This window comes from Shewanella psychromarinicola, assembly GCF_003855155.1.
Classification (GTDB): domain Bacteria; phylum Pseudomonadota; class Gammaproteobacteria; order Enterobacterales; family Shewanellaceae; genus Shewanella; species Shewanella psychromarinicola.
Map to the genome: position 1 here is coordinate 555,032 of NZ_CP034073.1, position 15,123 is coordinate 570,154.

14 protein-coding genes are annotated in these 15,123 nt (G+C 41.9%); 5 read left to right on the top strand and 9 right to left on the bottom strand.

Annotated elements, in window-relative coordinates; translation table 11 throughout:
* The first annotated feature begins 170 nt into the window (after positions 1 to 170).
* Complete coding sequence (locus EGC80_RS02280; RefSeq protein ID WP_124013245.1) at positions 171 to 4,679, top strand: EAL domain-containing protein; 4,509 nt, start codon at positions 171 to 173, stop codon at positions 4,677 to 4,679.
* 56 nt (positions 4,680 to 4,735) lie between these two features.
* Here EGC80_RS02280 and EGC80_RS02285 read toward each other — a convergent pair whose 3' ends face one another.
* Complete coding sequence (locus EGC80_RS02285; RefSeq protein ID WP_124013235.1) at positions 4,736 to 5,827, bottom strand: branched-chain amino acid aminotransferase; 1,092 nt, start codon at positions 5,825 to 5,827, stop codon at positions 4,736 to 4,738.
* Between the two features lie 332 nt (positions 5,828 to 6,159).
* Here EGC80_RS02285 and EGC80_RS02290 point away from each other — a divergent pair, with 332 nt between their 5' ends.
* Complete coding sequence (locus EGC80_RS02290) at positions 6,160 to 6,381, top strand: cell division protein ZapB (RefSeq protein ID WP_101033022.1); 222 nt, start codon at positions 6,160 to 6,162, stop codon at positions 6,379 to 6,381.
* Here EGC80_RS02290 and EGC80_RS02295 read toward each other — a convergent pair.
* The 8 genes from EGC80_RS02295 to EGC80_RS02325 form a co-directional block, all read right to left on the bottom strand.
* Entirely contained in the window at positions 6,378 to 6,590 is a 213-nt protein-coding gene (locus EGC80_RS02295; protein WP_101033023.1) for a DUF1107 domain-containing protein, read from the bottom strand. The two genes, EGC80_RS02290 and EGC80_RS02295, sit on opposite strands and share 4 nt — an antisense overlap.
* Before the next feature lie 269 nt (positions 6,591 to 6,859).
* Complete coding sequence (locus tag EGC80_RS22345; RefSeq protein ID WP_164839410.1) at positions 6,860 to 7,006, bottom strand: hypothetical protein; 147 nt, start codon at positions 7,004 to 7,006, stop codon at positions 6,860 to 6,862.
* A 242-nt stretch (positions 7,007 to 7,248) separates the two neighbouring features.
* A complete protein-coding gene (locus EGC80_RS02300) occupies positions 7,249 to 7,866 on the bottom strand; it encodes a thiol:disulfide interchange protein DsbA/DsbL (protein WP_124013234.1) in 618 nt (205 codons plus the stop codon).
* Between the two features lie 131 nt (positions 7,867 to 7,997).
* Positions 7,998 to 8,999: a serine/threonine protein kinase gene (locus EGC80_RS02305; protein WP_101033025.1), complete on the bottom strand. Its 1,002-nt coding sequence runs from the start codon at positions 8,997 to 8,999 to the stop codon at positions 7,998 to 8,000.
* Between the two features lie 10 nt (positions 9,000 to 9,009).
* On the bottom strand, positions 9,010 to 9,312 hold the full coding sequence (locus tag EGC80_RS02310) for a DUF3630 family protein (RefSeq protein ID WP_101033026.1): 303 nt from the start codon (positions 9,310 to 9,312) through the stop codon (positions 9,010 to 9,012).
* A gap of 25 nt (positions 9,313 to 9,337) precedes the next feature.
* Positions 9,338 to 10,846: a protein adenylyltransferase SelO gene (locus EGC80_RS02315; protein WP_124013244.1), complete on the bottom strand. Its 1,509-nt coding sequence runs from the start codon at positions 10,844 to 10,846 to the stop codon at positions 9,338 to 9,340.
* Entirely contained in the window at positions 10,836 to 11,168 is a 333-nt protein-coding gene (locus tag EGC80_RS02320) for a hypothetical protein (protein ID WP_124013233.1), read from the bottom strand. Before EGC80_RS02320 ends, EGC80_RS02315 begins: the two co-directional genes overlap by 11 nt.
* 107 nt (positions 11,169 to 11,275) lie before the next feature.
* Positions 11,276 to 12,157: a hypothetical protein gene (locus tag EGC80_RS02325; protein ID WP_124013232.1), complete on the bottom strand. Its 882-nt coding sequence runs from the start codon at positions 12,155 to 12,157 to the stop codon at positions 11,276 to 11,278.
* Between the two features lie 354 nt (positions 12,158 to 12,511).
* Between EGC80_RS02325 and EGC80_RS02330 the strand changes: the two genes are divergently transcribed.
* The 3 genes from EGC80_RS02330 (at position 12,512) to EGC80_RS02340 (ending at position 14,653) form a co-directional block, all read left to right on the top strand.
* Complete coding sequence (locus tag EGC80_RS02330; RefSeq protein ID WP_101033029.1) at positions 12,512 to 12,904, top strand: nitrous oxide-stimulated promoter family protein; 393 nt, start codon at positions 12,512 to 12,514, stop codon at positions 12,902 to 12,904.
* A gap of 64 nt (positions 12,905 to 12,968) precedes the next feature.
* Positions 12,969 to 13,907: a hypothetical protein gene (locus EGC80_RS02335; RefSeq protein ID WP_206191853.1), complete on the top strand. Its 939-nt coding sequence runs from the start codon at positions 12,969 to 12,971 to the stop codon at positions 13,905 to 13,907.
* A 164-nt stretch (positions 13,908 to 14,071) separates the two neighbouring features.
* On the top strand, positions 14,072 to 14,653 hold the full coding sequence (locus EGC80_RS02340; protein WP_101033030.1) for a YSC84-related protein: 582 nt from the start codon (positions 14,072 to 14,074) through the stop codon (positions 14,651 to 14,653).
* Positions 14,654 to 15,123 lie beyond the last annotated feature (470 nt).

The window sequence follows — 15,123 nt, forward strand, 5'->3', positions numbered from 1 at the left end:
AACTGTCAGTTTTAGAAGGAAAAAGAGTTTATCTATAACTCAATTCTTAAAATTAATTAACAACTGAATACGTAAGGTTTAATTTAGCGTTTTTTTGTTAATATAATTAGAATTTATCGCAGCCTTATCAATGAAGTTTTTATAGGTGAAATTTGAATTTTCGTGTATTCATGCTGTTAGCACACAGGCTAATATTGGTCATAATATTGATTTTTTCGGTGTCTGTTGCAGCACAAAAAAATGATCCTTATAACGGTCTAACCGAAGTAAAGTTTGACCACTTCGATACAGAAGGAGGCCTTAATCAAAACACGATTACTCGCCTGTTTATGGACAGTTCGGGGATGTTATGGATAGGAACTCAAGACGGTCTGCACGGCTATAATGGCGTTGAGTTTACCTTATACTTAAAACAACAAAAAAGCAGTAATTCTATATCGGGAGACTTGATCACCGACATCTTGCAATCGCCCGATGGGGATTTATGGGTAGGCACCTTCAATAATGGCCTCAATAGACTCAATCTCACTAGCGGAAAGTTCACTCAGTTCAAACAAAATCAAGGTTTAACAGAACTTCAGGTGACCCACCTTGCTGTCATTGGCGATACCTTATGGGTAGGAACACGTTCAGGTCTGTACATACTCTCCCTAAAAACAGAAAAAATTATTCCCGTCAGTTTAGCGAATAACATCACCCCTAATATTACCAGTATTGCCAATGTTGATGATAAGTACATTGTCGTCGGCACTGAATCTCATGGCACATTTTCCATTGATAGTAACACCATTATTCGGCTTGATATTCCCGTTAACAAGACAGTAAATCAAATCAAGTCAAGTTCAATTTATTCTGTTTGGCTGGCCATTGATAATCAAATTTGGCGCTACAATTTAGATACTCAACAAAAAGAACTGATATGGTCTAGTGATAATAATTATGGCAACAGCCGTAGGATTACGGACTTAGTGGTGATAAATGCCAATCAGATTTTTGCCATTGGAACTAATACAGGCCTGTTCCAACTCGACTTTATTGATGGTCAGTGGCACAGCAGAGTTTATAAGCATAATCCACAAAAACTCAATAGCATCAGTGCCAATACCCTACAAAGCTTAATGCTAGACCAAAACGGTACCCTATGGATTGGCACGGGGTATTCGGGCATCGATAAGCTTAATCTCAGCCATCAATACTTTAGCCACGTTTACGATGACCAAACCGATTCGTCAGGTATGGCAAACATGATCCGCACTATTTTTCGGGATACGCAGCAACGCCTGTGGATAGGCACCGATGGTGCTGGGCTCAAATATTTGGCCCCTCATGATAACCAATATCACTACATCAATGAGTTATTTGCACAGTCACTCGCGATACCAGTAGAACAATTATCGTTAACAGTGCATGACATTGTCCAAGATAAACAAGGTTTACTGTGGTTTGCCACCAATGTGGGACTATTTACCCTAGACAAGAATAACACCCTGCAGCAAATCAAACCTGCAAACGAACAGTTTCATGCCGATACTCAGATACGCAGTTTAGCCTTTGATGACAAAGATCGTTTATGGATAGCAAGCTCGCAAGGTTTGTATTTTATCTCTGAGTATACTAACCGCATGATGGCCTATAACTTCGGTTTTCAAGCTGACTTTTCGCCGTTCAAATACCAAATCATTAAGCTCTATTTTAGCCAAGGTTATTTATGGCTAGGAACAATGGGCGGAGTGGTAAGGCTCTCGGCTGAAGAACAAAAGCTCGACTTTCTAAATCATGATCCCGACAATCCACATAGCCTCAGTGACAACCGCGTTAGAGACTTTTTACTGGCCGAAAATGGCGACTTTTGGGTGGCCACTCACGGTGGTATAGACAAACTAACCCTAGAATACGGTACGTTTAAATTTCAACGAATGGACGTCAACGCTGATGGCAGTAGTAATACGGTTTACGCTATTTTAGAAGACGACAAACACGATTTGTGGCTAAGTACTAACTCGGGCGTTTCACGTTTTACCCCTAGTAATCAAAGCTTTATTTCCTATAACAAATTCGAAGGCCTGCAAGCTAATGAGTTTAATGGTGCGGCCAAGTTTAAAGAAGCAAACGGCACCTTATGGTTTGGCGGTATTCGAGGCCTTAACCATTTTAACCCTACCACTATTCCAATTCAGAGAGCCGAGAACAAACTGGCGCTGACAAAATACACTATTGGAGACACCCAGCACCCTATTCACGACTTAAGCCATGCTCCCCACATTACCATGCCTTATGAAAAGCAACTCATCAGCTTTGAAGTCGGATCGCTTAATTTTAGTTACCCTGAATTAAGCCGTTTTAGCTACTTTTTAGACGGTTATGATATCGATTGGCGTGAACTATCCCATGGGAACGAAATCACCTATACCAACTTACCACCAGGTGAGTACCGATTAATGGTTCGCCATGCATTAGGGACTAATAAATACAGTCAATACACCCTCAATGTGGATGTGTCAGTGGTGCCACCGATTTATATGACTCACGCGGCTTATGCACTGTATGTGACCGCTGGGTTATTATTTATTATTTGGTTTTTTGCTGCAAAACAGAAAAAGTTGGCTAAACAACGTGAGTTTGACAGCAGTATTCGCGCCTCTGAAGAGCGCCTAAAACTGGCGCTTTGGGCTTCGGGCGATGGCATGTGGGACTGGAATATCAAAGAGGGCAACGTTTACCGAACCAACATAATTGAGCCGATGAATTTATCGTTAGAAGATCAATTATTGATTAAAAATATTGATCCAGAAGACAGGCCTCGAGTGCAAAAACTGCTTAACGATCATCTAAATGGTGACAGTGAGTTTTTTGAAGCCGAGTACCGCGTAGAAACCAAACCTGGAGAGTGGGCCTGGGTACTAGACCGAGGTCAAATTGTTGAACGAGATAAAAATAATATCCCAGTGCGAATGGCGGGCACTCATAAAGATATTACTAGCCGTAAGCTGACCGAAAACGAGTTAAAACTATCGTCACAAGTCTTGTTTAGCATGAATGAAGCGGTTGTCGTCGGCGAACTTGACTACCAAATACGTTCCGTTAATCCAGCTTTTAGCCGCATTACCGGCTTTAAACACCGTGATGTAGTCGGCAAGCATTTCTTATTTTTAACCATGGGTAAGCAGTCTCGCGAGTTTTATAACTCAGTTGAAGCCCAGCTCTTAAGACACAAGCATTGGGCCGGCGAAATACACATTCGAACTCGCGACCGTCGCGGTATCCTTGCATGGTTGGAAATAAACCAAGTTATTAATAACAAAGGTGAGACAAGTCATTTTGTGGCCGTATTCACCGATATTACCGCACGTAAAAAAGCGGAAGAAGATTTACGGGTACTGGCTAACTTCGATCCACTGACTGGATTGCCTAATCGTACGCTATTCCAAGACAGGCTCAATCAAGCGGTCACTAAAGCACATCGTTCAAATAGTATTGTGGCATTGTTATTTTTAGATCTTGACCGATTTAAACATATCAATGACTCAATGGGACACCACATTGGTGATTTACTGCTTAAAGCCGTCGCCCATCGCCTACAAAATGCGGTACGAGATGGCGATACCGTTGCACGTTTAGGCGGTGATGAATTTACCATTATTTTAGAAGGGGTAGCAAAAACGAAAGCCGCTACTATTATTGCTGAAAAAGTGTTAAATGCATTCCAAAGCCCTTATTTGCTTGACGATAAAATTCTGACTATCTCACCGTCAATTGGTATCAGTTTGTATCCTGAAGATGCAGAAGATACGACCTCGTTGATAAAATACGCTGATACCGCCATGTATCACGCTAAATCACTGGGCAGAAATAACTTCCAATTCTATACCAAACAATTAAACCAATATGCGACACGCTACGTCGAACTAGAAGCTGGCCTTAAAAATGCCATGCAAAACAATGAGCTATATTTAGTTTATCAACCTAAATACGATATAAAAACCGAAAAAATTATCGGCCTTGAAGCCTTAATGCGTTGGGAAAGCCCAGAACTTGGCTTGATTTCACCGGTTGAGTTTATCCCACTTGCGGAAGAAACCGGCATCATTAATCAGATTGGTCACTGGGCGATTAACCAAGCCTGTAGTCAGCTGGCACTATGGCACCAACAAGGCTTTGAGCATATCTCTGTTGCCGTTAACCTTTCTGCCAGACAGTTAAAAGTCGATATTATCTCGATGATAGAGGTCGCATTAGCAGTATCTGGGCTACCGGCAAGTGCCCTAGAGCTAGAATTAACTGAATCAATGATTATGGGTAACCCACAAGAATCAGTCACTGTGCTGTCACAACTCAAAGCCTTGGGGTTAACCATCGCAGTAGATGACTTTGGCACTGGATACTCAAGCTTAAGCTATTTGAAACGCTTCCCAATTGATACCTTGAAAATTGATCAAGAATTTGTGCGAGATATAACTGAAGATCCTGACGATGCAGCAATCACTAGCGCCATTATTACCTTGGCTCATAGTTTAGAACTTAAGGTTGTGGCTGAAGGGGTTGAAACCCAAGCACAATTAAATTTCTTACGTGAAGGAGGCTGTGATCAAGTGCAAGGCTTCTTGCTCAGCAAGCCATTGAACGCTGTTGATTGCCTGGTATTATTAACCAAAGACAAAGCTGCCATTAGTCATTTTTAAGACAAAATAAAAGCTCCATTTAGGAGCTTTTATTAAAGTGCTACCGATAGAATGAACTAGGGTGCAACACGCTCAATACGCTTTACCCAACCCGCTGGAGCTGGCATGTGGCCTTTTTGTAGCTCAGTGAAGACTTTATAGATACGTCGGATGTTGGGTCCAACGTTGCCATCACCGACAGTGATAATGCGTCCATCTTCAAAAATATATGAACTCACAGGGGACACCACCGCGGCAGTACCAAAACCGCCGGCTTCAATAATTTCGCCAGACTCAATATCAGCAATAAACTTATCTAACATCACCGTTTCTTGTCTTACTTCACAACCCAGCATATCCCCAAGTTCCATAATGGATTGAGAGGTAATGGATTTTAAAATGGTATCAGTGAATGTCGGAATAATCACAGTGCCATCTTTTAAAATGTGGAAGTGATTCATCGCGCCAGCTTCTTCAATTTGAGTATTGGTTGAATCCAAATACAATACCTGCGATGCACCATATTCTACAGCCGCTTTACCAGCACGCAGTGAGGCAGCATAGTTACCCGCCGCTTTTGAAGCACCAGTACCACCAGATACTGCACGGTGGTACTTAGTACTGATTAACAAGCGAATACCATTATTTACCCCTGAGGCATAATAAGCCCCAGATGGGCTTAACATGACACAGAATGTGTATTGCTGACTTGGACTAACGGATAAACGATCTTCGGTTGCAAAGATAAACGGCCGAATGTATAAACATGCGCCATCTTGCTGCGGAAACCACAAACGATCAACATCAATAAGGGCATTGATTGCCTTCACTTGCATACTTTCATCGATATTCGGAATACACACGATATCGGCAGAACGGTTCATCCGCTCTGCATTTTTGTTTAAACGAAAAGTGTAAATCTCGCCGTCTTCGTGCATAAAGGCTTTTGCGCCTTCAAAAATTGATTGACCATAGTGCAGTGACATTGCACCTGGTGCCATTTCAAACGGGCCGTAAGGGACTATACGCGGATCACACCATTGACCATCACGATAATCCATTAAAAACATGTGGTCAGTACGAAGCCTGCCAAAACCCACATCGCCTTCTGGCTTAAATGGTTCTGTGCGGCGCTCTGACGCAGATTTTAAATTATATTTTATGTCCATTACATACCACCTTAAAAACTGAGCTTGCAGACTATGGAGGCTAGAGATTAATGTCAAGTCGAAGCCCTAGATCCTCAATCAAAATACGTCAATTGAGCGTAACAAGCATCAATATTTTTATTCATATAGTGACAGACATCGTGCCTAGAAATTATTATAACAAAGTCTTTTATTGTCATGGTTGACAGCTAAAAATACCTCGAACAAAGATAAAGTACAATATAGTACGATTTATTGAATATATTTTAGCCACTTAGTTTTAAAGGCTATTCCTATAGGCCTTGACACTGCTAGAATCGGGATTCCATCCCGAAACGTATAGGACTCCCCCCATGAGCCTTGAATTATTGACCCAACTGGAAACCAAAATCCAGGCGACTCTCGAAAATATTGAGCTACTAAAAATGGAGCTTGATGAAGAGAAGCAAAAGAACCAAGCGTTGACGTTACAGCAACAAGAATTGACACAAAAAAACCAACAATTGCAGCAAGACCTAAACTCTTGGAGTGATAAGGTCAACGGCCTTGTTGGTTTATTGAATAACGAGATCTAAATGGATTGATGCTGCTGTGATTGGATTTCAATCAAGGCATTTAGTTCACGGATAGCCTGCTTAACTTTTGGCAGGTTTTTTTTTGTGTGTAGAAAGCGACCCTTATCAAATTCAAGTAGCCCTAAGTCTTTTACCCAAATCACTCCACTTAAAAAGATCCTAGCATGCTTAACGATTAGTTTCGGTGCATAAACAGGGAACATTCTCATACGACTTCCTCCAAGAAGATACATGCGCAAGGTGCGATGAAATAACAACGATAAGCCATGTATAAGTCAGAAATGGAACTATCCAAAGCGCATATAAAAACACGATTCACTTTCTTGTTAAACACAACTTGAATGTCATCAAATTGGACAACTTGATGTCGAAAGAGTTTCATTAACTTGCCATTTTTTGTTCTAACAAATCACATAAGCAACTACGGCATTTTAATGACACTTGTCAATATTTTGACATCATGTTATTATCTTCGATGTTACTCAGGGTAAAAAAGAGTTATTTGACTCATTTCCGTATTGTCTTTTATAGACATGCGGTTTTTTTTGCCTGTTGTAGTCTCAAACTCATACCATTTAGCAACACAATCGGCGATCTTACCGAACCACATGGCTGAAAACGCCATACTCATAAGCCTTGCTAGTCACCGATAACGACATCTTAATTACCCCTCCACCCAAACGTATCTCAAACAGCTCCTCTTTATGCTAAAGGCATTGCATTACGTTCAATAAACAGATGATTAACACGTCAATTCACTTGGCTAATGGCTCTACGGGCAGTTTGAGAACCGGTTATTATCTTGAGCTGAGGTTAAATAAAAAAAGGAGCCGAAGCTCCTTATTTAAATAACCCATTTAGCTTAGATTACTTTTTGTTCATTGTCGCTAAGTAGAATGCGATATCAATTAACTCGTCATAAGATTTAATTGAGCTGGTTTCTACTCGGTATTTACCATTAACAACTAATGAAGGAACACCCGAAATTTTAGCGTTTTCAGTATCGCGCTTCATTTTCGACATCTGTGCGTTAACCATAAATGAATTCGCCGCAGCATCGTAAGCTTTAGCCTCTACGCCATTGGCAATAAATACTGCTCTGATATCGTCTGGGCGGGTAAACTGCTGACGCTTATCGTGGATAGCACTAAATAATGCCGTGTCAATTTTCTCATCAACATTAAGCTGCTGCGCAACCGCAAAAGCACGTGACATTTCTACGCCCATTTGGCGACCAATAAACTCAACGTGAGCTTGATTAAAGCTGACACCTTCGGGTAAATTCGCTTCAATTTTAGGCACTACGGTTTTAGCAAAGTTAAAACAATGGGGGCAAAAGAATGAGAAAAACTCTGTGATTTCTGGTTTGGCTGTTTCAGGGCCTTCATTAATCACAGTGTAATGCACACCTTCTTTATAATCGGCAGCCATCGCAACCATCGGCGCGAGCAGGAGTGCTGCGGCCATCAATAATGCTTTTTTCATTTTACTTCCTTCTAAGTAGGCAAAAATATCAATACGCTGGCTCTATCATAGTCTAGCGTTAGTCTTTAACTCAATCGTTAGCTAATTGTATTTGTAACTAAATACTATTAGGTAGTGATTATGAAATATTGTTAATTAAAACTGGGTAAACTCAATGGTGGCTCGTTCAGTGCCGATAACTGCTCTTTAAATGCCAGCGTTTGTTGTTCCCAGTATTTAATATCGGCAAACCATGGAAAATTCATTGGAAAGGCAGGGTCCTGCCAACGCTTGGTTAACCACGCGTTATAGTGCACCATCCTGAATGCCCTTAACGGCTCAATCAGTGCCAATTGCTTAGCATCAAAATCACAAAATTCTTGATATCCCTCTAATAGAAGATCAATTTGCAATAACTGTTGCTGGCGATCTCCGGTTAACATCATCCACAAGTCTTGTACTGCTGGGCCTTGCCTGGCATCGTCTAAGTCGACAAACCCAGGTCCAGTTGGTGTCCATAAAATATTACTCGGATGTAAGTCGCCGTGCAGGCGTATCGAGGTAAACTGGTGTTGCTGCCAAATCTGCTTGGCTTTATCTAATACCTGCTCAACTACCGTAAAAAAAGCCGTTTGCATCGAGCTGGAAACAATCCCACTTTCACGTAAATAGCGATAAGACTCATCGCCCAAAATGGCTGGCGTGAGCGGTTCACGATACACAAAGGGCTGCCTTGCGCCATATTGATGAATACGGCCAATAAAGCGGCCAACCGATTCAAGTTGCTCAAGATTGTCGACTTCAAACGCGCGCCCGCCAATAGAGGGGAAGAGTCCAAAACGATAACCTTGATACTCAAATAAGGTTTTGCCCTCAATGACGACTGGAACGGCTATGGGGATGTCTTCAGCGGCTAATTCTAATGCATAATCATGTTCTTCTTGAATTTGTTCATTGCTCCAACGATGTGGGCGATAAAACTTCACCACATAACGAAGGCCTTGATCACAGCGGAACTGATACACCCTATTTTCATAACTGTTTAACGCTAATAACCCCGTCTCAGGGTAGATGCCTATGCTTTCAATCGCATCAAGAATGAGATCGGGTTTCAGTGCCTGAAAATGAAATTCTGCGCCGGTACAGTTGTCCATGTATGCCTTCTTAAGTCGTTTGAATATGTGGAGCAAGTAGCGTTAACAAAAACGCTAATACGTCTAATTCTTTCGCATTATCGGTAGAAATCCAACAAATATCACCATAAAACTCGTAATGTAACCATAAAGGACTTCCTTCAAAATTGAGCAACCATTGATGACGATCCGCTCCCCATTGGCGATCACGGATGTCGCAATCAAGTACAGCCGCTAGCGGTTCGGCAAATCGTTCAAATTGCTCAAAATCCACTTCAGCTTGAATAACAATACTTAATGCTTGCGGATCTAATTGGGCTGAAAGTAATTTCATAATCGACTCAGGTAAAATACATTAATTAACTGCTACAAGACATAATTAAGCCTTGTCCCCAGTCGGGTGGGCGTTTGGCAAAGTCTTCCATCTCGGGCTGTTCGTCATAAGGACGGCGTAAAAGTTGCTGGAGTTGTAATAATTTGCTGTTATCACCGTTCTCTTCTATATCGATAATGGCTTCTTGGGCTAGGTAATTACGCAAGATGTATTTCGGATTGACACTGTTGCGCTCGCATTGCCACCCGTGAATATCTGCCACCTCACCCACTCGGTCTTGGTAAGCTTTATACCAGGTATCAAAGCCAGCAACATCGACCATATCGTCCCGTAAAGTAGAATGTGAGTGACTCGGGTCCAGCTGACCAAAACGGCGTAAACTATTGGTGTAATCAAGCTGGTTAGTTTCCAGTAAGACGGTAAATAGCCCCAACAACTGCAAATCATGTTTATCGAGCTCAGCTTGAGCCTCTTGACTGAGAGGTTTTGCGCTAAGATCTTGTGAATTAAGTGCATGTAAACTCGCGGCTTGATGCAATCCCAACTTGCCACGCATAAGGCGTAAATACTGCTTAACCAGTTCAGATTGATAAGTATTTAGCGCTGCAATTAAATCGTCAGACTCAATAATGGGCGTTAATGCTTGGGCCAAACGTTTGAGGTTCCACAACCCTACTGCGGGTTGCTGGCCAAAGGCATAACGGCCTTCGTGATCAGAATGATTACAAATAAAGCCTTCTTTAAAGGTGTCTAAGAAAGCAAAGGGCCCAAAATCAAAGGTATCACCGAGTATCGACATATTGTCGGTATTCATCACGCCGTGAGCAAACCCGACAGACTGCCAGTGTGCAATCATTTTAGCGGTAGATTGCACTATCTCATAAAACCATTGTTTGTAACCTGCGGCATCTGTTGATAAATGCGCAAAATGCTGCTTAATCGTAAAATTAACCAATTGAGAAAGCTTGCCAGTATCACCTTGTTCGCCATGACAAAAATATTCAAAATGGCCAAACCGAATGTGGCTTTTAGCCAAGCGCACCGTTATGGCGGCCGTTTCTTGGCTTTCACGCCAAACGGGTAAATCGGAGCCAATAACCGCTAACGCACGGCTGGTAGGTACATTTAGCGCAGCAAGCGCTTCGGATACTAAAAACTCGCGCACCGCAGAGCGCATTACCGCACGACCATCACCTTGGCGAGAATACGGCGTAGGGCCACCGCCTTTTAAGGCGACATCCCAAGCGCCATTTGGGCCAATGGCTTCGCCTAATATAATTGAGCGACCATCGCCCAATCTGGGGGTATAGCCACCAAATTGATGACCACTGTAGACTTGAGCATAATAGCTCGCACCAGGCGCGGCATAGTTAGCCGATAACTGCATTAACAATTCAGCATTAGGCTTTTCTAAACCAATCAGTTGAGCAGCATCATCACTCCAACCAAGCCAATGAGGATTACTGATTGGCAAAGGATAAACTTGTGAATAAAAGCCTTCTAATTGTTCAAAAAAATCTTGCTTAAATTGCATCATCCACAACTCCTGCAACTTGGCTTTTACACTGCAATTGCTGCTGTTCATCTACCTGACACAGCTCTGCACACACAAAAGCTTGCTCTGCGGGCACTGAAGACGCTTGTAAACGTAACATTCCTGTACCTTTGGCCTGGCATTGCTCCAATGAATCGTAATAACCGGCAATATGGTCTTGCTGTACTATTTTCGTAGGAACAGGTGCTTGGTCTGCAACATAAAATAAGGTCCATTGTGGAGTACGAAAACAACCGGCAAGTAAGACCACGGTGGCAGTAATTAGCAATATTTTAGTCAATGTACGAGTCATTAATGTCATTTTTAACCTTGAAATCATTGGATCTGAAGCAACAAAAAAGCGAACCAAGGTCCGCTTTCCTTTTGAATATCATACCTGATATCCATCCAACAGTATTGATTAGCCTGTTAGCTCACTTTAGTTTTAGCCTTTTCGATACGTTTTATTCGCCCTTCAAACCCAGTGACAGTGCCATCGGTTAACTGGTATTCAAGCGCTTGTTGACAGACCTTAACTGCCTCATCAAACTGACCCACGTCGTTCAACAAGGTCGATAATTGCATAAACGCCGGAGATTTGATTTCATCAGTATTTTGTTGGGTGATGTTTTGCTGATGTAATAAGCGATATAATGCTAAATAGGTCGACTGTAAGGCCGCACCATATTGACAATAATCAGCTTGCTTGCGCATCTTATAGCAATGGTTTATCACACTGACTAATTCACTATGCTGATGTTGAAGATCGGTGGCAATGTTGGCAGCATCAACCTGTTGTACAAAGCTCTCGCTTGCCCAATCGCCTTCAACACTGACTAGATCCAATAACGACCCTTTATGGTTTGACACTTCAACCGCGGGGGTATCAGGCACTTTGGCCTCAACATGACTCTTGCTCACTTCAGCCACAGCGACAGTATCCTTTGATGCTGCTTTTGGCTCGCAAACAACATCAGTTTGCTGGGTGTCTGCTGCTGATATGTTGGGTTCAGTAAGAGCAGCCTCGACAGGCTCATCAATAGACACGGCTGAATTAAGTTTATCGTTATCTACAGCTCGGTCTGATAATGCATCATCTTCAACCGATTTATCACTGGCTGCATGCTCAGGCTCGGTTATCGTAGTCTCGTCTGTCGCGGCTAACGTTTCAGATTGAGCTACCTCACTGGATGATGAATGCGGTGTAACATTACGATCGGTTTTATCAAGTTCTTGTTTTGCCACCGCTTGAGTGCGTCTGTATAGATACAGAGCAATTGCAATCAATATGACAATTAAAATTACCTTCATTAGGCTTCCACCTTGCTGATTATATGCCGTAGCACATGATTTTATCTCACTCACAATATTCATTGTGAGGCAATGTACGGTTTTAATGATACCGCGCTGTTTTTTTAAGCACCATTCATTATTGTTTCAATGTACACTATAAAATCAAGTATTTATGTATTTTAATCTATAACAAGTCATAGACAACCTATCATTTAGCATCAGTTTCAATCATTTTTGCGATCCAAACCTCAAAAAATGACATTTTGCGCATAAGCTCAAAATTAAATAAGCTAAGTTTGCTAGGTTCAATTGCCAAGCTTACACTATTAATATCCGACTATTTTACTAAGGTATTTAATAAGAGATAATATTATGAGTGATAAAGAATTATTAAGTGGTAAATTACTCTACGAATTCCGAACAATACAAGCTATGGTCGAAATATACTGTAAAGCGCACCACCCGCTCAAGCCGTCCCAAGGTGTATGCCAGCAGTGTAGTGAGTTTTTAAGCTATGCCAATACTCGCCTAGATCGTTGCCCATACGGCCAAGATAAACCCACTTGTAATAAATGCCCTGTCCATTGTTACAAACCTCACATGAAGCAAAGAGCGCGTGAAATCATGATGTTTTCTGGGCCCAAAATGCTATTACCTCATCCTATTTTGGCAATTAAGCATTTACTTGCTGAACGTAAACCGGCACCCGGTTTACCACCAGAAAGAGTCTCAAACAGGCATTTACGAAAATCTGAGCAAAGTTAACCACCGGAAACTACTCGGTTTGCAGAAAGTAGGTTAGTATTCACTATCGTCAAAGAGAGTGAAAATGAACCAATTTAACGATTTCTTCATTCAAACATACTGGTGGCTTTCCTTACTCGGAGGCATTCATTGCCTTGGAGTAGGCCTGTATGTTCATTATATTTACCAAAGCACGACTCGCAGCAATAGCCTGCTAGCCGGGATGTTTTTACTCATAGGTTGTTATTTTTTAACCGGGTTGCTAACCCAAGAAACAACACCGATCCCAATCCATTTAGCGCTTACTCTCTTTATTCCTGTCTATTTTTTACTCATGCCCATGCTGTACTTATATTGTAAAAGCAGCTTAACGGAAGAAGACTATCAACCGCTATTAATCAAGCATTTTGCTTGTGCGATTATCGTTGCATTAGTGACCAGTTCAGCCATATTATTTCATATCAGTATTGACCCACAAACCTCAAATAACACCATTGGTTCTCTGGCTGAGTTAAACAGTATTAGTCTATTGGCTTTGACCTTACCCATATTATTAATGCTACAAACTATTATCTATTTTTGGCTGATTTACCGCTTATTGTCTCACTATCGCCCACAGTATTTGGCCAATAGGCAACCCAATTTGCAAGTGATACGTTTTCGCTGGTTAAGTGTATTAACCATTGGTATTCTGATTAATTGGGTGTTGCGCATTGTATTGGTGTATTTACCATTTTACTTGGGTGATTCAGTCTCTTTGTTAATCCAAGCGGTAACACGTTTAAGCCTATTACTGACTGTATATGTGTTTGCTTTATATGGTATCCAGCAAGTCACGCGAGCAGCCTATTTGCGCGGCACACTCAACGCCACCAAAAAAGCAGCGACACCAACCACAGAGCAGCTTCTGGACCAGGAAGAAATAACCTATTTACATGATTTAATGCTGGATGAGGATGAGAACGACGCTACCGATTTTTCAGCAGATCAATCAGCAGCAGATCAGGGCGACAAAAAAGACTAGTGCTACAGAAAAAACAGCTGATTCTCCTGAACACATCACGTTGAACATAATGATCAACGTCTGCTGGCGCCCGCCGACATAAATGTTTATTAACACCCGTCATTTTAGGGTTATGCTATTCTATGGTGAGTTTTACCATGACAATTTAGTCACTGAGGTTATTTATGAAACGTTCAATTAGCTTAGTTGTTTCCAGTTTACTCGTGTTATTAAGCTTCGCGTTTTCAGCTCCTAGTTTTGCAAACGAAGATGCTTATAACGATGCTATTACTAATTTTAAAAAAGCCAATGAAAGCCGCCATTTATTTGATACTGCTTATGGTTATGCCATCTTCCCCACCGTAGCCAAAGGCGGTATCGGGATTGGTGCCGCATATGGAAATGGTCGTGTATACCAAAGCGATGCTTATATGGGGGATTCCACGTTAACCCAGCTATCCATTGGTTTTCAATTAGGCGGACAAGCCTATAGCGAAATTATCTTTTTTAAAGATGCTAAAGCTTATAATGATTTCACCAGCGGTAGCTTTGAATTTAGTGCCCAAGCATCTGCCGTAGCGATTAACGTTGGTGCCAATGCTCAAGTCGGTACTACGGGCAATTCAGCTGGTGCAGGGCAAGCAGGCAGTAACCACACTGCAACAGCCGCTTATATCAATGGCATGGCAATATTTACCGCCGCAAAAGGAGGCTTAATGTTTGAAGCCGCCCTAGCAGGTCAGTCATTTACCTTTGATGGCAAGTAACCGCTGCTAGTCTTAACACTCGTTAAGTACATAACATTCAGGCTGCCATTGGCAGCCTGAATTATTTGGAAAGAGTGGTTTATTAACGCAGAATCCAAACAATGACATTTGCATATACAGAGTAGCCTAGCTAACTCGTTTGTGGACAAAAGTGTGTTTAAGATATGGCCTGCGGCCACTAACGTCGTGGCGCGTCGCCCACACCAGACCAAAAGGAAACCAACGGCAGTTCCCTCTTAACTCTTTATAAAAGAATTAGCCCTGCCGCCCCGCAACATTTTCCCTATTTACTTAAACAACAGATGCGAAAAGGTCGCCATGGGGATTGATCCAGCTTTTAAATTCATTTGTATGCTGCTTCGGCCCATCTTGTAATAAAGAGTGAAAATGCTAACGCTTCCGATGGTACATCCTGTACCGCGAAAGCTAGCTTGACGCCCTGTCAGGCTCACGCATTCTTTTATAAAGAG